Origin of the sequence: Streptomyces sp. NPDC048182, assembly GCF_043202555.1 — a bacterium.
GTDB lineage: Bacteria > Actinomycetota > Actinomycetes > Streptomycetales > Streptomycetaceae > Streptomyces.
In genome coordinates this window covers 88,856-108,329 of record NZ_JBIDAQ010000009.1, presented here as the reverse complement: position 1 = coordinate 108,329, position 19,474 = coordinate 88,856, and the positions used below count along the sequence as shown (strand labels likewise).

Here is a 19,474-nt window from a genome sequence, read left to right as displayed (position 1 = left end):
ACGGCCGGCCGGCCGCGGGTCGCCCGGTTCACCCACGCGTAACACGCACGACGCCTTCGTCACGGCGGCGAAACAACGAGGGGCCCCCACGGAAACCGCGCTGCGCCAGTCTCTGGCGCATAACCGGCCCACCCCTCATTCCGCTCAGGCTTCGCCCGCACGGGGCCGTACAACGACGAGGAGACGCCGATGGCACCAGCCATCACGCTCGCCGCGGGGACCCAGCTCTCCCCGGCCAACACCGGCTTCATGCTCATCTGCTCCGCCCTGGTGATGCTCATGACCCCGGGCCTGGCCTTCTTCTACGGAGGCATGGTCCGCGTCAAGAGCACCCTGAACATGCTGATGATGAGCTTCATCAGCCTCGGCATCGTCACCGTCCTGTGGACCCTGTACGGGTTCTCCATGGCCTTCGGCACCGACAAGGGCAGCGTCGTCGGCTGGAACTCCGACTGGCTCGGCCTCAGCAACATCGGCCTGACCGAGCTGTGGGACGGCTACACGATCCCGGTCTTCGTCTTCCTGGTCTTCCAGCTGATGTTCGCCGTCATCACCCCGGCCCTGATAAGCGGCGCCCTCGCGGACCGGGTGAAGTTCACCGCCTGGGCGCTGTTCGTCGCGCTGTGGGTCACCGTCGTCTACTTCCCCGTCGCCCACTGGGTCTGGGGCACCGGCGGCTGGGCCTTCGACCTGGGCGTCATCGACTTCGCCGGCGGCACGGCCGTGCACATCAACGCCGGTGCCGCGGCGCTCGGCGTCATCCTGGTCATCGGCAAGCGCGTCGGCTTCAAGAAGGACCCGATGCGCCCGCACAGCCTGCCGCTGGTCATGCTCGGCGCCGGCCTGCTGTGGTTCGGCTGGTTCGGCTTCAACGCCGGCTCCTGGCTGGGCAACGACGACGGCGTGGGCGCGCTGATGTTCGTCAACACCCAGGTCGCCACCGCCGCCGCGGTCCTCGGCTGGCTCGCCTACGAGAAGATCCGGCACGGCGCGTTCACCACCCTCGGCGCCGCCTCCGGCGCGGTCGCGGGCCTGGTCGCCATCACCCCGTCCGGCGGCGCGATCTCCCCGCTCGGCGCCATCGCGATCGGCCTCATCGCCGGCGTGGTCTGCGCCATGGCGGTCGGCCTGAAGTACAAGCTCGGCTACGACGACTCCCTCGACGTCGTCGGCGTCCACCTCGTCGGCGGCGTCCTCGGCTCCCTGCTGATCGGCTTCTTCGCCACCGGCCACGGCCAGTCCGACGTCGAGGGCCTCTTCTACGGCGGCGGACTCGACCAGTTCTGGAAGCAGTGCGCCGGCGTCTTCGCCGTCCTCGGCTACTCTCTCGTCGCCTCCGCGATCCTCGCCTTCCTGCTGGACAAGACGATCGGCATGCGGGTCTCCGAGGACGAGGAGGTGTCCGGCATCGACTCCGCCGAGCACGCCGAGACGGCATACGACTTCAGCGGCGCCGGCGGCGGCGCCGCCCGGACGACCGCCACCCCGCAGGCCCCGGTGGCCGGCGCCGTGAACAAGAAGGTGGACGCATGAGGCTCATCACCGCCGTCGTGAAGCCGCACCGGCTGGACGAGATCAAGGAGGCCCTCCAGGCCTTCGGCGTCCACGGCCTCACCGTGACCGAGGCCAGCGGCTACGGCCGCCAGCGCGGCCACACCGAGGTCTACCGCGGCGCGGAGTACACCGTCGACCTGGTGCCCAAGATCCGCATCGAGGTGCTGGTCGAGGACGACGACGCCGAGCAGCTCATCGAGGTCGTGGTGAAGGCGGCCCGCACCGGCAAGATCGGCGACGGCAAGGTCTGGTCCGTCCCGGTCGACACGGCCGTACGGGTCCGCACCGGCGAGCGCGGTCCGGACGCGCTCTGAGTCAGGAACGGAACGGGAGCCACCGGGTGACGCGCACCGACGTGACGACAGAAGCAGACGACGCGGGACCCGGCGGCTACGCGGCGGCCCGGCTGCGCCTCCTCACCGAGGGGGCGCGGTCCGGGCCGTCGCGCCGTGAGGCCCTCGCCCGGCTGACCGACGACTGGCTGGACGACCTGTTCAGCGCGGGTGCCGAGAAGCTGCGAGGCGCCGCCGGGATCAAGGGCGTCGCCCTCGTCGCGGTCGGCGGCTACGGGCGCGGCGAGCTGTCGCCCCGCAGCGACCTGGACCTGCTCCTGCTGCACGACGGGAGCGACGAGCAGGCGGTCGCCGCCCTCGCCGACCGGCTCTGGTACCCGGTGTGGGACCTCGGCCTCGCCCTGGACCACTCCGTGCGCACCCCCGCCGAGGCCCGCAGGACCGCGGGGGAGGACCTCAAGGTCCAGCTCGGCCTGCTCGACGGCCGCCACCTGGCCGGCGACGCGGGCCTGACCGCCGCCCTGCGCTCCGCCGTCCTCGCCGACTGGCGCAACCAGGCGCCCAAGCGGCTGCCCGAGCTGCGCGAGCTGTGCGCCGAACGCGCCGAGCGGCAGGGCGAGTTGCAGTACCTCCTCGAACCCGACCTCAAGGAGGCCCGCGGCGGCCTGCGCGACGCCACCGCGCTGCGCGCCGTCGCCGCCTCCTGGCTGGCCGACGCCCCCCGCGAGGGCCTCGCCGGCGCCCGCCGCCGGCTCCTCGACGTCCGCGACGCCCTGCACCTCGCCACCGGCCGCGCCACCGACCGCCTCGCCCTCCAGGAGCAGGACCAGGTCGCCGAGGAACTCGGCCTCCTCGACGCCGACACCCTGCTGCGCCAGGTCTACGAGTCGGCCCGGCTGATCTCCTACGCCGGCGACGTCACCTGGCGCGAGGTCGGGCGGGTGCTGCGCTCGCGGTCGATGCGGCCCCGGCTGCGCGCCATGCTGGGCGGCGGCCGGCCCGCCGCCGAGCGGACCCCGCTCGCCGAGGGCGTCGTCGAGCACGAGGGCGAGGTGGTGCTCGCCCGCACCGCGCGCCCCGAGCGCGACCCGGTGCTGCCGCTGCGCGCCGCCGCCGCCGCGGCACAGGCCGGGCTCCCGCTCTCCCCGCACGCCGTGCGCCGCCTGGCCGAGGCGGTGCGCCCGCTGCCCGCGCCCTGGCCGGCCGAGGCGCGCGAGCAGCTCGTCACCCTGCTCGGCTCCGGGCGGCCCACGGTCGGCGTCTGGGAGGCGCTGGAGGCGGAGGGCCTGGTCACCCGGCTGCTGCCGGACTGGGAGCGGGTGCGCTGCCGCCCGCAGCGCAACGCCGTGCACCTGTGGACCGTCGACCGGCACCTGGTCGAGACCGCGGTGCGCGCCTCGGAGCTGACCCGCCGGGTGCACCGGCCCGACCTGCTCCTGGTGGCGGCGCTGCTGCACGACATCGGCAAGGGCTGGCCCGGCGACCACTCGGTCGCGGGGGAGACCATCGCCCGGGACGTCGCCGCCCGGGTCGGCTTCGACCCCGCCGACGCGGCCGTCCTGGCCACGCTGGTCCGCCACCACCTGCTGCTCGTGGAGACCGCCACCCGGCGCGACCTGGACGACCCGGCCACCGTGCGGGCCGTCGCCGAGGCGGTCGGCACCACGGGCACCCTGGAGCTGCTGCACGCCCTCACCGAGGCCGACGCCCTGGCCACCGGCCCGGCCGCCTGGTCGGCCTGGCGCGGCTCGCTCGTCGCCGACCTGGTCAAACGGGTCTCCGCGGTGCTCGCGGGCGAGGCGCCGCCCGACCCCGAGGACGCCGCGCCCACCGCCGAGCAGGAGCGGCTGGCCCTGGAGGCCCACCGCACCGGCGGCCCGGTCCTCGCGCTGCGGGCGCAGACCGAGCCGGCGCCCGACACCGAACCGTCCGCGGGATCCGAGCCGCTGGGCGTGGAGCTGCTCGTCGCGGTGCCGGACCAGCCGGGCGTCCTGCCCGCCGTGGCCGGCGTCCTCGCCACGCACCGCCTCACCGTCCGCACCGCCGAGCTGCGCGCCCTCACCCTGCCCGACGGCGTCGAGGGCTCCGTGCTCCTGCTCGACTGGCGGGTCGCCGCCGAGTACGGCTCCCTGCCGCAGGCCGGCCGGCTCCGCGCCGACCTGGTCAGGGCCCTGGACGGCACCCTCGACGTGGCCGGCCGGCTCGCCGAGCGCGACGCGGCCTACCCGCGCCGCCGGGGCCTGCTCGCACCGCCGGCCCGCGTCACGGTCGCCCCGGCCGCCTCGCACCTGGCCACGGTGATCGAGGTCCGCGCGCAGGACGCCCCGGGCCTGCTGTTCCGCATCGGCCACGCCCTGGAGAAGGCGGGCGTACGGGTCCGCAGCGCCCATGTCAGCACCCTGGGCGCGAACGCGGTGGACGCCTTCTACGTCACCGGCCCGGAGGGGGCGCCCCTGCCGGGGGTGGAGGCGGGCGAGGTCGCGGGGGTGCTCGAGGAGGCGCTGCGGGGGTGACCCCGCTGCCCGGCAGGCTCTCCGCGGCGGGCAGGGACGATTTGATTGCCGGGCCAGATACCCTGGAGGGCGACCCACACCACCGCCGACGCGAGGACCTACGCCGCCGTGTTCGATACTCTCTCCGACCGCCTGTCAGCCACCTTCAAATCCCTCCGGGGCAAGGGACGGCTGTCCGAGGCGGACATCGACGCCACGGCCCGCGAGATCCGCATCGCGCTCCTCGAAGCCGACGTCGCCCTGCCCGTGGTGCGCGCGTTCATCAAGAGCGTCAAGGAGCGCTCGATGGGCGCCGAGGTGTCCCGGGCGCTCAATCCGGCGCAACAGGTTCTCAAGATCGTCAACGAGGAACTGGTCACCATCCTCGGCGGCGAGACCCGTCGGCTGCGCTTCGCCAAGCAGCCGCCGACCGTCATCATGCTGGCCGGCCTCCAGGGCGCCGGCAAGACCACCCTCGCGGGCAAGCTCGGCCGGCACCTCAAGGAGCAGGGCCACTCCCCGCTCCTGGTCGCATGCGACCTCCAGCGCCCCAACGCGGTCAACCAGCTCAGCGTCGTCGCCGACCGCGCCGGCGTCGCGGTCTACGCCCCCGAGCCGGGCAACGGCGTGGGCGACCCGATTAAGGTCGCCCAGGACTCCATCGAGTTCGCCAAGGCCAAGGTCCACGACATCGTCATCGTCGACACCGCCGGCCGCCTCGGCATCGACCAGGAGCTGATGCGGCAGGCCGCGGACATCCGCGACGCCGTCTCGCCCGACGAGATCCTCTTCGTCGTCGACGCCATGATCGGCCAGGACGCGGTCAACACCGCCGAGGCGTTCCGGGACGGCGTCGGCTTCGACGGCGTCGTGCTCTCCAAGCTCGACGGCGACGCGCGCGGCGGCGCGGCCCTGTCGATCGCCTCGGTGACCGGCAAGCCGATCATGTTCGCCTCGAACGGCGAGAAGCTCGAGGACTTCGACGCCTTCCACCCGGACCGGATGGCTTCCCGCATCCTCGACATGGGTGACCTGCTCACCCTGATCGAGCAGGCGGAGAAGACGTTCAGCCAGGAAGAGGCCGAGAAGATGGCCTCCAAGCTGGCGTCCAAGAAGGGCCAGGACTTCACCCTGGACGACTTCCTGGCCCAGATGGAGCAGGTCAGGAAGATGGGCTCCATCTCCAAGCTGCTCGGCATGCTCCCGGGCATGGGCCAGATCAAGGACCAGATCAACAACCTGGACGAGCGCGAGGTCGACCGCATCGCGGCGATGATCAAGTCGATGACCCCGGCCGAGCGCCAGGAGCCGACGATCATCAACGGCTCGCGCCGCGCCCGCATCGCCAAGGGCTCCGGCGTCGACGTCAGCGCGGTGAAGGGCCTGATCGAGCGGTTCTTCGAGGCCCGCAAGATGATGTCCCGGATGGCCCAGGGCGGCGGCATGCCGGGCATGCCCGGGATCCCCGGCATGGGCGGCGGTCCGGGCCGGCAGAAGAAGCAGCCCAAGCAGGCCAAGGGCAAGCAGCGCTCCGGCAACCCGATGAAGCGCAAGCAGCAGGAGCAGGAGGAGGCCGCCCGGCGTGCCGCCGCGGCCGAGAACGGGGGCGCGGGCGGCGGTGCCTTCGGGCTGCCGCAGCAGGGTGGCAAGGACTTCGAGCTGCCGGACGAGTTCAAGAAGTTCATGGGCTGACGCCCCTGCGACCCGTCCGCCGGGGGCGCTCCTTCTCGCGAGGGGCGCCCCCGGCGTCGTACGCGCACATGCCCGTGCGGCTTCCGTGTCGTAACGTCCGGATATGACCGACCCCGCTCCGCCCCGCAAGGACGAGCCGCCCTGGCGGACCGAGGGCGCGCCCGAGGAGGAACCCCCGCGCCCGGCACCCGGCGGCGGCCGGATGCGCGGCGGCTGGTGGCGGCTGGCGCTGACCGCGCTGGTCGTGTTCATCCTCGCCAACGTGGTGCTGTCCTTCTTCGACCAGGGCGACGAGCCGACCATCTCCTACACGGAGTTCAGCAAGCAGGTCGGCGCGGGCAACGTCGAGAAGATCTACGCCAAGGGCGACGCGATCCAGGGCCAGCTGAAGAAGGCCCGCGACAAGCCCGGCGGGGACGGCACGTACACCAAGTTCAAGACCGAGCGGCCGACCTTCGCGGACGACCGGCTGTGGGCGGACCTGACGAAGAACGGCGTCACGGTCACCGCCGAGCCGGTGGTGCAGCACCGCAGCCTGCTCTCCAACCTGCTGATCTCGCTGGCCCCGATGCTGCTCCTGGTGGTGCTGTGGATCTTCATCGCGCGCCGCATGAGCCGGGCGATGGGCGGCGGCGCGGGCGGCATGCTGGGCCGCAAGCCGCCGCCGAAGCCGGTCGAGCTGGAGCCGGGCAGGCAGCGCACCACCTTCGCCGACGTGGCCGGGATCGACGAGGTCGAGGGCGAGCTGAGCGATGTCGTCGACTTCCTGAAGAACCCGGCCGCCTACCGCCGGATGGGCGCCAAGATGCCCCGCGGCGTGCTGCTGTCCGGCCCTCCGGGCACCGGCAAGACGCTGCTGGCCCGCGCGGTGGCCGGCGAGGCGGGCGTGCCGTTCTTCTCGGCGTCCGCCTCCGAGTTCATCGAGATGATCGTCGGCGTGGGCGCCTCCCGGGTGCGCGACCTGTTCGCCGAGGCCCGCAAGCTGGCGCCGTCGATCATCTTCATCGACGAGATCGACACCATCGGCCGGGCCCGCGGCGGGGGCGGCGGCCTGGGCGGCCACGACGAGCGCGAGCAGACGCTGAACCAGATCCTCACCGAGATGGACGGCTTCTCCGGTGCCGAGGGCGTGGTCGTGGTCGCCGCCACCAACCGCGCCGACGTGCTCGACCCGGCGCTGACCCGGCCGGGCCGCTTCGACCGGGTCGTCACGGTCTCGCCCCCCGATCGCGCGGGGCGCGAGGCGATCCTGGACATCCACACCCGGGAGATCCCGCTCGCCCCCGACGTCGACCTCGCCCAGGTCGCCCGCACCACCCCGGGCATGACCGGCGCCGAACTGGCCAACCTCGCCAACGAGGCGGCCCTGCTCGCGGTGAAGCGGAAGCAGGAGCGGGTGACGGGGCGCGACCTGTCAGACGCCCTGGAGAAGGTCCAACTCGGCGCCGAGCGCCCGTTGGTGATGCCCGAGGAGGAGCGCCGGCGCACCGCGTACCACGAGAGCGGCCATGCCCTGCTCGGCATGCTCCAGCCGGGCGCCGACCCGGTCCGCAAGATCACCATCGTGCCGCGCGGACGCGCCCTCGGCGTCACCCTGTCCACGCCGGACGCGGACAAGTACGCGTACACCGAGGAGTACCTGCGCGGCCGGATCATCGGCGCGCTCGGCGGGATGGCCGCCGAGCAGGTGGTCTACCAGGTGATCACCACCGGCTCGGAGAGCGACCTGGAGCAGGTCACCCGGATCGCCCGCGGCATGGCGGCCCGCTGGGGCATGAGCGAACGCGTCGGCCGGCTCTCCGCCGTCCCCGGCGACACCCAGCAGGCGTACGGCCTCGCCGCCGCCCCCGGGACGCTGGACGCGGTCGACGGCGAGATGCGCCGGATCGTCGACGAGTGCTACGAGGAGGCCCTGCGCAAACTCCGCGACCACCGCCCCCGGTTGGACGCGCTGGCGGAGGCGCTGCTCGCGAACGAGACCCTGGAGGAGTCGGACGCGTACCGCATCGCCGGCATCCCCCGCCTGACGAAGGACGACCCGGGGGCCTGAGCCCGCCGAGCGGCGGGCCCGGGGCACCGGCTCATGGCACCCGCGCGATCAGGTACCGGAAGACGTTCGGCATCCACACCGTGCCGTCCCGGCGGCGGTACGGGTGCAGGGCCTCGGCCAGCTCCTTGGCCACCTGCTCCTGCCCCGCCGCCGCGACCGCCGCGTCCAGCAGACCCGTCGACAGCAGCCCGCGCGCCGCGCTCGCGGTGTCGGCGTAGCCGAACGGGCAGGCCACCCGGCCCGAGCCGTCCGGGCGGAGGCCGGCCCGCTGGGCGACCTCCTCCAGGTCGTCGCGCAGGGCGGGGCGCCAGCCGGCCGGGCCGCGCAGCGGGTCCGCCGGCTTGGCGGCCACCCGCAGCACCGACGCGGTCGCGCACCGCTCGGGCGGCCCCCAGCCGGCCAGCACCACGGCGGCGCCCCGCCGGGCGAGCGGCACCGCCTCGGCGAGCGCGTCGTCCAGGCCCTCGGCGTCGCCGGCGAGGCAGCCGGTCGGCTCGAAGGCGGTCACCACCGTGTACGCGGGCGTGCCCGGGGTGAGCTCCTCGTCCGCCCGCGCGTCCTTCAGCGGCGCGGTACCGGGCCCCTGGGGGCGCAGTCGCTGCCGGGCGTGGGCCAGGCGCTCAGGGAAGCGCGCCTCCACGCCGGTCACCGCGGCGCCCCGCGCGGACGCGATCAGCAGGGCGAGCCCGGAACCGCAGCCCAGCCCCAGCACGTGGGCGCCGACGCCCACGTCGAGTCGCTCGTAGACGGCCTCGTGGAGCGGTACGAGCATCCGCTCCTGGATCTCCGACCAGTCACGCGCGCGTGCACGCGGGTCCACGGGGGCCGGGGCCCGCGTGGAGGGCGAGTGCTGCCGCACGAGCGTAGGTGTCATAGGAAAGCGCCCCAATCGCCGAGTGTCGCCGTACCGGGAGTCGCGGGCCCCCGTGGGGCGCGGCCACGGTGGGTCGCGCCTGCTCGCCCTCCGTATGCCAGGTAACTCCGGGGCCGCCATGTCGTCCAGGGGTAACGGGGGCCGATTTGCCCGATCCCGGCCCGCATGGCGAGATTTCACCTCCCGGCAACGTGGCGCGCGCCGGGTGGTACTCCCACGGCAGATGCCAGGGGCCGGTGCGTCGGCGCCCGGGCCCAGCCGGTAGGGTCTGGCGCCCGGCGCCGTACGGCGGCCGTAGCGCCGACTACGTACCGGCTTGGTACGGACTGGGCGGCTTCTCCGCAGATCAGCGCACCCGCCCTCGTCGTGACGCATCAGTGGGAACTGACGGGTACGTGCAAAATATTTGGGATGCCCCGGAATAGGAACACAGCGACACCCCGGCTCGTTGTCATTACGTGAGCACGACACCACCTGTTCTCGCCGCAGAGCTGGCGCAGGCGTGGGCCGACATTCAGCGGCACCACCCCGAGCTGCCCGATCTTGCCGCGCCCGAGTCCCTGATCGGAGAGTCGTCGTCCGCCTGCGGGCACGAGCTCTCCTTCGAGCGACTGCTCCATGAGGCAGTCCACGGCATCGCCGCAGCGCGTGGGGTGCGCGACACCTCCCGCGCCGGCCGCTACCACAACCGACGCTTCCTCGCGATCGCCGAGGAGCTGGGCCTGGACCACCCCGAGGAGCCGCATCCCAGCAGCGGCTTCTCGCTGGTCACGCTCAGCCCCGAGGCCAAGCGCCGCTACCGCCCGACGATGGAGCGCCTCCAGCGCGCCCTGAAGGCGCACACCGCGGCGACCGCGACCGACTCCGCCCGCAGCTTCCGCGGGCCCGCCGCGCGCCACGGCTCCTCCGGGGGCGGGGTGCGGGTGAAGGCGGTCTGCGACTGCGGGCGCAATGTCCGCGTCGTCCCGTCCGTCCTCGCCCAGGCGCCCATCATGTGCGGCGGCTGCGGCAAGCCGTTCCGCATCCCGGAGGTGGTCGGCGCGGCGGCGGGCTGAGGCCCCGGCTGCTCGTGGCAGCCGGGACCTCGTCCCCGGTCCAGAGCGTCCGGGGGCGTGTGGCACAATGGCTAGCTGTACTCGACAGTCGCACAGGACCCCTCTCTCCTCCGGCTGACGCGTCCATCGGGCACTCGGGTACCGCAACCCCACGCGGCAACCTCCGCCGTGCCCATCCACGTCAGATTTCAGGAGAACCCACTCCCGTGGCAGTCAAGATCAAGCTGAAGCGTCTGGGCAAGATCCGTTCGCCTCACTACCGCATCGTCGTCGCCGACTCCCGTACCCGCCGTGACGGCCGGGCCATCGAGGAGATCGGCAAGTACCACCCGACGTACAACCCGTCGGTCATGGAGGTCGACGCCGACCGCGTGGCTTACTGGCTGCGTGTCGGCGCCCAGCCGACCGAGCCCGTGCTCGCCATCCTGAAGAAGACCGGCGACTGGCAGAAGTTCAAGGGCGAGCCCGCCCCGGCGCCGCTGCTCGTGGCCGCCGAGAAGTCGGCCCGTCCGTCCTTCGAGGCGCTCGGTGGCGACGACGAGGGCAAGGGTGAGGCCATCACCCAGAAGAAGAAGGCCGAGAAGAAGGACGAGGCCGCCGCCGAGTCCGAGTCGACCGAGGCCTGAAATGCTCGAGGAGGCTCTCGAGCACCTCGTGAAGGGCATCGTCGACAACCCTGACGATGTGCAGGTCGCCTCGCGCGACCTGCGCCGCGGGCGCGTGCTCGAGGTCCGGGTCCACCCCGACGACCTCGGCAAGGTGATCGGCCGCAACGGCCGCACCGCACGCGCGCTGCGCACCGTCGTGGGCGCCATCGGCGGGCGCGGCGTCCGGGTCGACCTCGTCGACGTGGACCACGTCCGCTGACGCGTCGCACGCAGCACACCGGCTCGGGCCGGGGAGGGCCACTGGGCCGTCCCCGGCCCGCAGTCGTAGGCCCCAGGCCGCAGAACAGGAGAACAGGCACAGTGCAGTTGGTAGTCGCGCGCATCGGCCGCGCCCACGGCATCAAGGGCGAGGTCACGGTGGAGGTCCGCACCGACGAGCCGGAGCTGCGGCTCGGCCCCGGCGCCGTCCTCGCCACCGACCCCGCCGCCGTCGGGCCGCTGACCATCGAGACCGGCCGGGTGCACAGCGGCCGTCTCCTGCTGCGCTTCGCGGGCGTCCACGACCGCACCGGCGCCGAGGCGCTCCGCAACACCCTCCTCATCGCCGACGTCGACCCGGACGAGCGGCCCGAGGAGGAGGACGAGTACTACGACCACCAGCTGATCGACCTCGACGTGGTCACCGCGGACGGCACGGAGGTCGGCCGCATCACCGAGATCTCCCACCTGCCCACCCAGGACCTGTTCGTGGTGGAGCGCGCCGACGGCAGCGAGGTGTACGTGCCGTTCGTGTCGGAGATCGTCACCGAGATCGACCTGGACGCGCAGCGGGCCGTCATCACGCCGCCGCCGGGCCTGATCGACGACCGGGCCGAGATCGCCTCCGCGCGGGACGCCTCGGCGGAGGACGGCGGCGCATGAGGCTCGACGTCGTCACGATCTTCCCCGAGTACCTGGAACCGCTGAACGTCTCCCTCGTCGGCAAGGCCCGCGCCCGCGGACAGCTCGGCGTGCACGTGCACGACCTGCGCGCCTGGACGTACGACCGGCACAACACGGTCGACGACACCCCCTACGGCGGCGGCCCGGGCATGGTGATGAAGACCGAGCCCTGGGGCGACGCCCTGGACTCCGTCCTCGCCGACGGCTACGAGTCGGGCGCCGGCCGCCCCGCGCTCATCGTGCCCACGCCCAGTGGCCGCCCGTTCACCCAGGAACTCGCCGTCGAGCTGTCCGAACGTCCCTGGCTGATCTTCACACCGGCCCGCTACGAGGGCATCGACCGGCGGGTGACCGACGAGTACGCGACCCGGATGCCGGTCTACGAGGTCTCCATCGGCGACTACGTGCTCGCCGGCGGCGAGGCCGCCGTGCTGGTCGTCACCGAGGCCGTCGCCCGGCTGCTGCCCGGCGTCCTGGGCAACGCCGAGTCCCACCGCGACGACTCCTTCGCGCCCGGCGCGATGGCTAGCCTCCTCGAGGGCCCCGTCTACACCAAGCCGCCGAGCTGGCGCGACCGCGAGATCCCCGAGGTGCTGCTCAGCGGCCACCACGGGAAGATCGCCCGCTGGCGGCGCGACGAGGCGCTGCGCCGCACCACCGCACACCGCCCCGACCTGATCGAGCGCTGCGCGCCGGCCGCCTTCGACAAGAAGGACCGCGAGATGCTCTCCATCCTGGGCTGGGAACCCCACCCCGAGGGCGAGCCCCACGGCCGATTTTGGCGCAGGACACCCGGCGTGGAAGAATAGGCCGCTGCTGTGCGTCCGTCCGGAGCGCGCCCCTGCCACAGGGGGACACGACGCCCGTCCCGACCCGCACCGCTCACCGTACTCACGACCTAGTTTCCGTCGATGACCTGTGGCATCGGCGAGGAAAGCAGACGAAATGTCCCACCTGCTCGACACCGTCGACTCCGCGTCGCTGCGCACCGACGTCCCGGCCTTCCGCCCCGGCGACACCGTCAACGTCCACGTGCGCGTCATCGAGGGCAACCGCTCCCGTGTGCAGCAGTTCAAGGGCGTCGTGATCCGCCGCCAGGGTGCCGGCGTGCGCGAGACCTTCACGGTCCGCAAGGTCTCCTTCTCCGTCGGCGTCGAGCGCACCTTCCCGGTGCACACCCCGATCGTCGAGAAGATCGAGCTGGTCACCCGCGGTGACGTCCGCCGCGCGAAGCTGTACTACCTGCGCGAGCTGCGCGGCAAGGCCGCGAAGATCAAGGAGAAGCGCGAGAGCTGAGCGCTTCCCGGAGTCCACAGGTGGGCCGGATAGCATCTGGCCCCGATGGACACCGAAGCACAGCCCGCCGAGCGCGACCGCTCCTCCCGTTCCTCCCGCCCCGAGCCCGGCTCGGCGGCCGGGGAGGAGCCGGAGGGACGGTCGCGTTCCGCGTTCTCGGCCCGGGTCGCGGAGTGGGTGCCCGGCGGGCGGCTCACCCTCACCGGGCTCCTGCCGCTGCTCCTGCTGGTACTGCTCGCCACCTTCGTCGTCCAGCCGTTCCAGATCCCCAGCGGCTCGATGGAGCAGGGGTTGAGGATCGGTGACCGGGTTCTCGTGAACAAGGTGGCGTACCGTTTCGACGGCCGGCCGCGGCGGGGCGACGTCGTCGTCTTCGACGGCACCGAGATCTTCGGGCACGGAGACTACGTCAAACGCGTTGTCGGAGTGGGCGGGGACCGCGTGGAGTGCTGCGGCGAGGACGGGAGGGTGCGGGTGAACGGCGAGCCGGTCGACGAGTCGGCGTTCCTGTATCCCGGCGACCGCCCCTCTACGGTGCGCTTCGACGTCACCGTGCCCGACGGCACCCTCTTCGTGCTCGGCGACCACCGGGGCGACTCCAGCGACTCCCGCGACCACCTGGGGTCGCCGGGCGGCGGCATGGTCCCGGTGGACCGGGTGATCGGCCGCGCCGACTGGATCGTCTGGCCCCCCGGCCACGCCACCCGCATCGAGCGCCCCGACGCGTACGCGCGCGTGCCGGCGCCCGCCTCCGCCGGCAAGGGCGGCGATGGGTAACCGGGGCAAGCCGCGCGGGGCGGCCGACAGCCCGGCGGAGAACCTGCTGCCCACCGGCTCCCGGCGCACCTCGGCCCCGTCCGGCGGGCGCTCGCGAGCCGAGCGGCGCAAGCTCCAGCGCAAGGTCAAGCGCCGCCGACGACGCGGCGCGGTCAAGGAGATCCCGCTGCTCGTCGGGGTCGCCGTGCTCATCGCGCTGGTCCTGAAGACGTTCCTCGTCCAGGCCTTCGTGATCCCGTCCGGCTCCATGGAGCAGACCATCCGGATCGGCGACCGCGTCCTGGTGGACAAGCTCACCCCCTGGTTCGGCTCCACGCCGAAGCGCGGGGACGTCGTCGTCTTCCGGGACCCCGGCGGCTGGCTCCGCGGCGAGCAGACCGACCGGAAGGAGGACCCGGTCGTCGTCAAGCAGGTCAAGGAGGGCCTGGCCTTCATCGGCCTGCTGCCCTCCGACGACGAGCAGGACCTGATCAAGCGGGTCGTCGGCATCGGCGGCGACCACGTCAAGTGCTGCGACGTCCAGGGGCGGATCACCGTCAACGGGCAGCCGCTGGACGAGGACTACCTGTATCCCGGCGACACCCCCTCCACCACGCCGTTCGACATCACGGTGCCCCGGGGGCGGCTGTGGGTGATGGGCGACCACCGCTCGAACTCGGCCGACTCCCGCTCCCACCTGGGCACCGACTCCGGCACGGTCTCCGAGGACGAGGTGGTGGGCCGCGCCCGGGTCATCGCCTGGCCCTTCGGCCACTGGCGCGGCCTGGACGAGCCGGGGACGTACGCCTCGGTGCCGGACGCGGGCTCCGGCGCCGACGCGGCCATCGGGTCGGCCGTGGGCGTGGGGCCGTCGCATAGGGTTGCCCCCGGCGCCCCGAACACGGTGAGGCGACTCCCGACCCCTGCGGAACTCCCGCTCGTTATGGGAGTGGTGGGCCTGCACCGGGTGCGGAGCGGGCGGCGGCACAGAATGAGGAGTTGGCGTGGGGGATGTGGCGGTGGGCGCACGGTCCGGACCCGGCGGCGAGGAACACCGCGGACGCCCAGACGACGCGGCCGCCCCGGCCGCGGACGGCGCCCCGGCCTCCGGGACCGACTCGGTGGGCGACTCGGGGAACGGCCCCAGGAGCGAGGACGGCATGAGCGGCATGGTGACGGACGAACAGCACGCGACGGGCGACCGGGAGCCGGACGGCCCGGCACCCGCCCCCAAGAAGCCCCGCTCCTTCTGGAAGGAGCTGCCCCTGCTGATCGGCATCGCGCTGGTGCTGGCGCTGCTCATCAAGACCTTCCTGGTGCAGGCGTTCTCGATCCCGTCCGCCTCGATGCAGAACACCCTCACCGAGGGTGACCGCGTCCTGGTCGACAAGCTGACGCCCTGGTTCGGCTCCGAGCCCGAGCGCGGCGAGGTCGTCGTCTTCCACGACCCGGCGCAGTGGCTGGCGGGCGAGCCGACGCCGGAGCCCAACGCCGTCCAGACGGTGCTCAGCTGGATCGGCCTGATGCCGTCCGCGGACGAGAAGGACCTGATCAAGCGGGTCATCGGGGTCGGCGGCGACACGGTCGAGTGCAAGGGCACCGGCCCGCTGAAGGTCAACGGCAAGGCGCTGAACGAGGGGTCGTACGTCTACGCGGGCAACACCCCGTGCAGCGTCGACGACCAGGGCGGGCAGTTCAAGGTCAAGGTCCCCAAGGGCTCGATCTGGGTCATGGGCGACCACCGCCAGAACAGCCGGGACTCGCGGTACAACCAGGCCGACAAGAACGGCGGCATGGTGCCGGTGAAGGAGGTCGTCGGCCGCGCCATCGTGGTCGCCTGGCCGATGAACCACTGGGACACCCTGCCGGTGCCCGACACCTTCGACCAGGGCGGCCTGAAGGACCAGTCGGCCGCCGCGGCCCTCACCGTGGCCCCCCAGGGCCTGGCCGTCGCGGGCGTCGTGCCGGTCGTGTGGTGGCGCCGCCGGCGGAGGACGGCCGAAGAGCCCTCCGCCTGAGCGGGTCCGCAGGCCGGCGAGGGCTGACCGGCCCCCGTACCGCCGGGTAGGGTGCGGATCCATGAGTGGCGAGAGCACGACACGTACGGCCCCGGGCGGCCGGGCCGCGCAGCGGATCTCCGGAATCGCGGTGGCCCTCGGCCTGGTGCTGTTCCTCGGCGGCTTCGCCTGGGGAGCGGTGGTCTACCGGCCGTACACCGTGCCGACCGGCTCGATGGTGCCGACGATCAAGATCGGCGACCGGGTCCTCGCCCAGCGCGTCGACGGCGCCGACGTCCGCCGCGGCGACGTCGTCGTCTTCAAGGACAGCAGCTGGGCCAACGCGCCCATGGTCAAGCGCGTGGTGGCCGTCGGCGGGGACACCGTCGCCTGCTGCCAGAAGGGCAAGCTCAAGGTCAACGGCAAGGTCATCGAGGAGCCGTACCTGCCCTCCGGCACCCCGGCCGAGATCATGGACTTCCCGACCGTGACCGTCCCCGACGGCCGCCTGTTCCTGCTCGGCGACGAGCGCGACAACTCCGTGGACTCCACCGCCCACCTCACCGACGCCGCCCGCGGCACGGTGGCGCGCGCGGCGGTCAGCGCCCGGGTCGACGCCGTGGTCTGGCCGATGGACGGCATGCTGGCGCGGCCCACCGGCTTCGAGGCACTGGGGCCGCTGTCCTCGCCGGGCCCGCTGCGGACGGTCGTCGCGCTGGTGATCGCCGGCATGGTGCTCGTCCTCGGCGGCGCCGCCTACGGCTCCCTCGCCAAGCGGGCCGCGGCGGCGCGGGCCGCCCGGACGCGGACGAAGGAGCCGGCGGGTGCCCGCTGAGCCCTCCGACGACCGGATGCCCGTCGAGGCGGCCGGCGGCGCCTTGCGCAAGGTGGCCCGGGTCGTGCTGCTCGACCCCGAGGACCGCGTCCTGCTGCTGCACGGCCACGAGCCGGACGACCCCGCCGACGACTGGTGGTTCACCCCCGGCGGCGGCCTGGAGGGCGCCGAGAGCCGCGCGGGGGCCGCCCTGCGCGAGCTGCGCGAGGAGACCGGCATCACCGAGGTGGAGCTGGGCCCGGTCCTGTGGCGCCGCCGGTGCTCCTTCCCCTTCGCGGGCCGCCGCTGGGACCAGGACGAGTGGTACTACCTGGCCCGCACCGCCCAGACCGCGACCGTGGCCACCGGACTGACCGAGCTGGAACGGCGCACGGTCGCCGGAGCGCGCTGGTGGACCTGCCGGGAGTTGGCCCGCACCCGTGAGACGGTGTACCCGACCAGACTCGCCGGGCTGCTGCGCACGCTGCTCGACGAGGGTCCCCCGGCCGGTCCGGTGACCCTGGACACCGAAATCGTCTAGCGGCTGCCGGGGCTGGCGCACAATGGGGGGATCGCACGGCTGAAGGGGAACATGCCATGAGCGCCGAGGACCTCGAGAAGTACGAGACCGAGATGGAGCTGAAGCTCTACCGGGAGTACCGAGACGTCGTCGGGCTGTTCAAATATGTGATCGAGACCGAGCGGCGCTTCTACCTCACCAACGACTACGAGATGCAGGTGCACTCGGTCCAGGGTGAGGTGTTCTTCGAGGTGACCATGGCCGACGCGTGGGTGTGGGACATGTACCGGCCGGCCCGGTTCGTCAAGCAGGTGCGGGTGCTCACGTTCAAGGACGTGAACATCGAGGAGCTGAACAAGAGCGACCTGGAGCTGCCGGGCGGCTGATCCCACCCATGTGGGTGACGGAGTTGTCCACAATCCGCCCGTAGTCCACCAAGATCCACCAGCATCTCGGACCTCGCGCATCGTTGGCGCCGGAGGTGGTGCCGAGATGAACGCACGAGGTGCGATGGGCCGGTACGGCGAGACGCTGGCCGCCCGCCGGCTGGTGGAGTCGGGTCTGATGGTGCTGGAGCGCAACTGGCGCTGCGGCCGGACCGGGGAGATCGACATCGTCGCCCGCGAGGGGGACGTGATCGTCGTCTGCGAGGTCAAGACCCGCAGGGGCGGGTCGTTCGAGCATCCGATGGCCGCGGTGACGCCGGAGAAGGCGGAGCGGCTGCGCGGGCTGGCCGAGCGCTGGATCCAGACCCATGGCGGGGCCCCGCCCGGCGGCGTCCGGATCGACCTGATCGGCGTGCTGCTGCCGCAGCGCGGCGCCCCGGTGGTCGAGCACGCCAAGGGGGTGGCGTGATGGGATTCGCGCGTACGTGCTCCGTGGCGCTGGTCGGCGTCGAGGGCGTGGTGGTCGAGGTCCAGGCCGACCTGGAGCCGGGCGTGGCCGCGTTCACGCTGGTGGGGCTGCCCGACAAGAGCCTGACCGAGAGCCGGGACCGGGTGCGGGCGGCGGTGGTCAACTCCGGCGCCGACTGGCCGCAGAAGAAGCTGACGGTGGGCCTCAGCCCGGCCTCGGTGCCCAAGAGCGGCAGCGGCTTCGATCTGGCCGTCGCGGCCAGCGTGCTCGGCGCCGCCGAGCGGATCGACCCCCGGGCGCTGGCCGACATCGTGATGATCGGGGAGCTGGGCCTGGACGGGCGGGTGCGCCCGGTGCGGGGCATCCTGCCGGCGGTCCTGGCCGCGGCGGAGGCGGGGTACGAGCAGGTGGTGGTGCCGGAGTGCGCCGCCGCCGAGGCGTCCCTGGTGCCCGGGGTGTCGGTGCTCGGCGTGCGCAGCCTGCGCCAGCTGATCGCCGTCCTCGCCGACGAGCCGGTGCCCGAGGAGGAGCCCGACCAGCAGGGCCGCCCCGACCCGCTCCTGGCCGGGCTGCGCATGCCGGGCACGGGGGCGGCCACCGGGATGCACAGCGTGGGCGCGGCCCAGTACGAGAGCGGGCACGACCTGGCCGACGTGGTGGGGCAGCTGTCGGCGCGCACGGCGGTCGAGGTCGCCGCGGCCGGGGGACACCACCTGTTCCTGGAGGGTCCGCCGGGCGCCGGCAAGACGATGCTGGCCGAGCGGCTGCCGGCCGTCCTGCCCCGCCTGGACCGGGCCGACTCCCTGGAGGTCACCGCCGTGCACTCGGTGGCGGGCCTGCTGCCGCCGGGCAAGCCGCTGATCGACACGGCTCCCTACTGCGCGCCGCACCACTCCGCCACCATGCAGGCCCTCGTCGGCGGCGGCCCCGGCATCGCCCGGCCCGGCGCCGTCTCGCTGGCCCACCGGGGTGTGCTGTTCCTGGACGAGACCCCCGAGTTCGGCAGCCAGGCGCTGGACGCCCTGCGCCAGCCGCTGGAGGCCGGGCACGTGGTGATCGCCCGCAGCGCGGGGGTGGTGCGCTTCCCGGCACGGTTCCTGATGGTCCTCGCCGCCAACCCGTGCCCCTGCGGCCGGTACTCCCGCACGGACGACCTCTGCGAATGCCCGCCCTCCGCGATCCGCCGCTACCAGGCCCGGCTCTCCGGGCCGCTCCTGGACCGGGTGGACCTGCGGGTCGAGGTGGACCGCGTCACGCGCGGCGAGCTGGCCGGCCACGGCAGCCGGGGCGACTCCACCGCGACGGTCGCCGACCGGGTGCGGGCCGCCAGGGAGCGGGCCGCCGCCCGCCTCGCCGGCACACCCTGGCGCTCCAACGGGGAGGTGCCGGGCCGCGAGCTGCGCGGTCGCTGGCACGCGGCCCCCGGCGCCCTGGAGGAGGCCGAGCGCAGCCTGGAGCGGGGCGTCCTCACCGCCCGCGGCCTGGACCGCGTCCTGCGCGTCGCCTGGACCATCGCCGACCTCGTGGCCCACCACCGCCCCGACGCCACGGACGTCGCCCTCGCCCTGCAACTGCGCACGGGGGTGCCGCGGGGGGTGCCGATGGCGCTGGGGGCGTTGACATGAGGGCGGGGGAGGGGCGGTGGCCCGAGGATCTGGCCCGGGACCCTGACCGGC

19 protein-coding genes and 1 pseudogene are annotated in these 19,474 nt (G+C 73.4%); 19 read left to right on the top strand and 1 reads right to left on the bottom strand.

From position 1 onward, the window contains the following. Positions 1–189 precede the first annotated feature (189 nt). The 5 genes from ACGFZL_RS19195 (at position 190) to ftsH (ending at position 8,081) form a co-directional block, all read left to right on the top strand. Positions 190–1,533 (top strand): ammonium transporter, encoded by a 1,344-nt coding sequence (locus ACGFZL_RS19195; protein ID WP_355175249.1) that lies wholly within the window; start codon positions 190–192, stop codon positions 1,531–1,533. Then, positions 1,530–1,868 (top strand): P-II family nitrogen regulator, encoded by a 339-nt coding sequence (locus ACGFZL_RS19190; RefSeq protein WP_355175247.1) that lies wholly within the window; start codon positions 1,530–1,532, stop codon positions 1,866–1,868. The genes ACGFZL_RS19195 and ACGFZL_RS19190 overlap by 4 nt, the downstream gene beginning before the upstream one ends. Before the next feature lie 26 nt (positions 1,869–1,894). Next, positions 1,895–4,360, top strand: coding sequence for a [protein-PII] uridylyltransferase (locus ACGFZL_RS19185; RefSeq protein WP_393693102.1), 2,466 nt, complete (start codon positions 1,895–1,897; stop codon positions 4,358–4,360). Positions 4,361–4,468: 108 nt separating this feature from the next. Then, entirely contained in the window at positions 4,469–6,031 is a 1,563-nt protein-coding gene (gene ffh / locus ACGFZL_RS19180) for a signal recognition particle protein (RefSeq protein ID WP_393693100.1), read from the top strand. A gap of 103 nt (positions 6,032–6,134) precedes the next feature. Beyond that, positions 6,135–8,081 carry an ATP-dependent zinc metalloprotease FtsH gene (gene ftsH, locus ACGFZL_RS19175; protein WP_393693098.1) on the top strand — a complete coding sequence of 649 codons (1,947 nt, stop codon included), beginning with the start codon at positions 6,135–6,137 and terminating at the stop codon, positions 8,079–8,081. Positions 8,082–8,112: 31 nt separating this feature from the next. Here ftsH and ACGFZL_RS19170 read toward each other — a convergent pair whose 3' ends face one another. After that, positions 8,113–8,955, bottom strand: a complete 843-nt coding sequence (locus tag ACGFZL_RS19170; RefSeq protein ID WP_393693096.1) for an SAM-dependent methyltransferase — start codon at positions 8,953–8,955, stop codon at positions 8,113–8,115. 458 nt (positions 8,956–9,413) lie between these two features. Here ACGFZL_RS19170 and ACGFZL_RS19165 point away from each other — a divergent pair, with 458 nt between their 5' ends. The 14 genes and pseudogenes from ACGFZL_RS19165 (at position 9,414) to ACGFZL_RS19100 (ending at position 19,423) form a co-directional block, all read left to right on the top strand. Next, positions 9,414–10,010, top strand: coding sequence for a hypothetical protein (locus tag ACGFZL_RS19165; RefSeq protein WP_355175237.1), 597 nt, complete (start codon positions 9,414–9,416; stop codon positions 10,008–10,010). A 206-nt stretch (positions 10,011–10,216) separates the two neighbouring features. Further along, positions 10,217–10,636: a 30S ribosomal protein S16 gene (rpsP, locus tag ACGFZL_RS19160; RefSeq protein ID WP_355175235.1), complete on the top strand. Its 420-nt coding sequence runs from the start codon at positions 10,217–10,219 to the stop codon at positions 10,634–10,636. 1 nt (position 10,637) lies between these two features. Further along, positions 10,638–10,877, top strand: coding sequence for an RNA-binding protein (locus tag ACGFZL_RS19155; protein WP_005479813.1), 240 nt, complete (start codon positions 10,638–10,640; stop codon positions 10,875–10,877). Between the two features lie 101 nt (positions 10,878–10,978). Beyond that, on the top strand, positions 10,979–11,539 hold the full coding sequence (gene rimM / locus ACGFZL_RS19150; protein ID WP_393693093.1) for a ribosome maturation factor RimM: 561 nt from the start codon (positions 10,979–10,981) through the stop codon (positions 11,537–11,539). Then, positions 11,536–12,369 carry a tRNA (guanosine(37)-N1)-methyltransferase TrmD gene (gene trmD / locus ACGFZL_RS19145; protein WP_393693091.1) on the top strand — a complete coding sequence of 278 codons (834 nt, stop codon included), beginning with the start codon at positions 11,536–11,538 and terminating at the stop codon, positions 12,367–12,369. The genes rimM and trmD overlap by 4 nt, the downstream gene beginning before the upstream one ends. A 136-nt stretch (positions 12,370–12,505) precedes the next feature. Further along, a complete protein-coding gene (gene rplS / locus ACGFZL_RS19140; RefSeq protein WP_393693089.1) occupies positions 12,506–12,856 on the top strand; it encodes a 50S ribosomal protein L19 in 351 nt (116 codons plus the stop codon). Between the two features lie 45 nt (positions 12,857–12,901). Next, the gene (gene lepB, locus ACGFZL_RS19135) at positions 12,902–13,633 is read left to right on the top strand and encodes a signal peptidase I (protein ID WP_393693087.1); all 732 of its coding nucleotides are present in this window, start codon (positions 12,902–12,904) and stop codon (positions 13,631–13,633) included. Continuing rightward, a pseudogene (gene lepB, locus ACGFZL_RS19130) lies at positions 13,626–14,726 on the top strand (signal peptidase I); the annotation flags it as partial. The gene lepB (ACGFZL_RS19135) and the pseudogene lepB (ACGFZL_RS19130), both read left to right, overlap by 8 nt. Further along, the gene (gene lepB, locus ACGFZL_RS19125) at positions 14,617–15,630 is read left to right on the top strand and encodes a signal peptidase I (protein ID WP_393693085.1); all 1,014 of its coding nucleotides are present in this window, start codon (positions 14,617–14,619) and stop codon (positions 15,628–15,630) included. The pseudogene lepB (ACGFZL_RS19130) and the gene lepB (ACGFZL_RS19125), both read left to right, overlap by 110 nt. Positions 15,631–15,691: 61 nt before the next feature. Continuing rightward, positions 15,692–16,444 (top strand): signal peptidase I, encoded by a 753-nt coding sequence (lepB, locus tag ACGFZL_RS19120; RefSeq protein WP_393693083.1) that lies wholly within the window; start codon positions 15,692–15,694, stop codon positions 16,442–16,444. A 16-nt stretch (positions 16,445–16,460) separates the two neighbouring features. After that, a complete protein-coding gene (locus ACGFZL_RS19115) occupies positions 16,461–16,964 on the top strand; it encodes an NUDIX hydrolase (protein ID WP_393693342.1) in 504 nt (167 codons plus the stop codon). A gap of 56 nt (positions 16,965–17,020) precedes the next feature. Next, on the top strand, positions 17,021–17,329 hold the full coding sequence (locus ACGFZL_RS19110) for a DUF2469 domain-containing protein (protein WP_014675276.1): 309 nt from the start codon (positions 17,021–17,023) through the stop codon (positions 17,327–17,329). 106 nt (positions 17,330–17,435) lie between these two features. After that, on the top strand, positions 17,436–17,798 hold the full coding sequence (locus tag ACGFZL_RS19105; RefSeq protein ID WP_393693081.1) for a YraN family protein: 363 nt from the start codon (positions 17,436–17,438) through the stop codon (positions 17,796–17,798). Continuing rightward, positions 17,798–19,423: a YifB family Mg chelatase-like AAA ATPase gene (locus tag ACGFZL_RS19100; protein ID WP_393693078.1), complete on the top strand. Its 1,626-nt coding sequence runs from the start codon at positions 17,798–17,800 to the stop codon at positions 19,421–19,423. Before ACGFZL_RS19105 ends, ACGFZL_RS19100 begins: the two co-directional genes overlap by 1 nt. The last annotated feature ends 51 nt before the right edge of the window (positions 19,424–19,474 follow it).

Excerpts from the sequence above, each read along its gene's own strand:
- ACGFZL_RS19195 (WP_355175249.1), top strand. The coding sequence starts at position 190 with ATGGCACCAGCCATCACGCTCGCCGCGGGGACCCAGCTCTCCCCGGCC.
- ACGFZL_RS19190 (WP_355175247.1), top strand. The coding sequence starts at position 1,530 with ATGAGGCTCATCACCGCCGTCGTGAAGCCGCACCGGCTGGACGAGATC.
- ftsH (WP_393693098.1), top strand. The coding sequence starts at position 6,135 with ATGACCGACCCCGCTCCGCCCCGCAAGGACGAGCCGCCCTGGCGGACC.
- ACGFZL_RS19170 (WP_393693096.1), bottom strand. The coding sequence starts at position 8,955 with ATGACACCTACGCTCGTGCGGCAGCACTCGCCCTCCACGCGGGCCCCG.
- ACGFZL_RS19155 (WP_005479813.1), top strand. The coding sequence starts at position 10,638 with ATGCTCGAGGAGGCTCTCGAGCACCTCGTGAAGGGCATCGTCGACAAC.
- trmD (WP_393693091.1), top strand. The coding sequence starts at position 11,536 with ATGAGGCTCGACGTCGTCACGATCTTCCCCGAGTACCTGGAACCGCTG.
- rplS (WP_393693089.1), top strand. The coding sequence starts at position 12,506 with ATGTCCCACCTGCTCGACACCGTCGACTCCGCGTCGCTGCGCACCGAC.
- lepB (WP_393693087.1), top strand. The coding sequence starts at position 12,902 with ATGGACACCGAAGCACAGCCCGCCGAGCGCGACCGCTCCTCCCGTTCC.
- lepB (WP_393693083.1), top strand. The coding sequence starts at position 15,692 with ATGAGTGGCGAGAGCACGACACGTACGGCCCCGGGCGGCCGGGCCGCG.
- ACGFZL_RS19115 (WP_393693342.1), top strand. The coding sequence starts at position 16,461 with ATGCCCGTCGAGGCGGCCGGCGGCGCCTTGCGCAAGGTGGCCCGGGTC.
- ACGFZL_RS19110 (WP_014675276.1), top strand. The coding sequence starts at position 17,021 with ATGAGCGCCGAGGACCTCGAGAAGTACGAGACCGAGATGGAGCTGAAG.
- ACGFZL_RS19105 (WP_393693081.1), top strand. The coding sequence starts at position 17,436 with ATGAACGCACGAGGTGCGATGGGCCGGTACGGCGAGACGCTGGCCGCC.
- ACGFZL_RS19100 (WP_393693078.1), top strand. The coding sequence starts at position 17,798 with ATGGGATTCGCGCGTACGTGCTCCGTGGCGCTGGTCGGCGTCGAGGGC.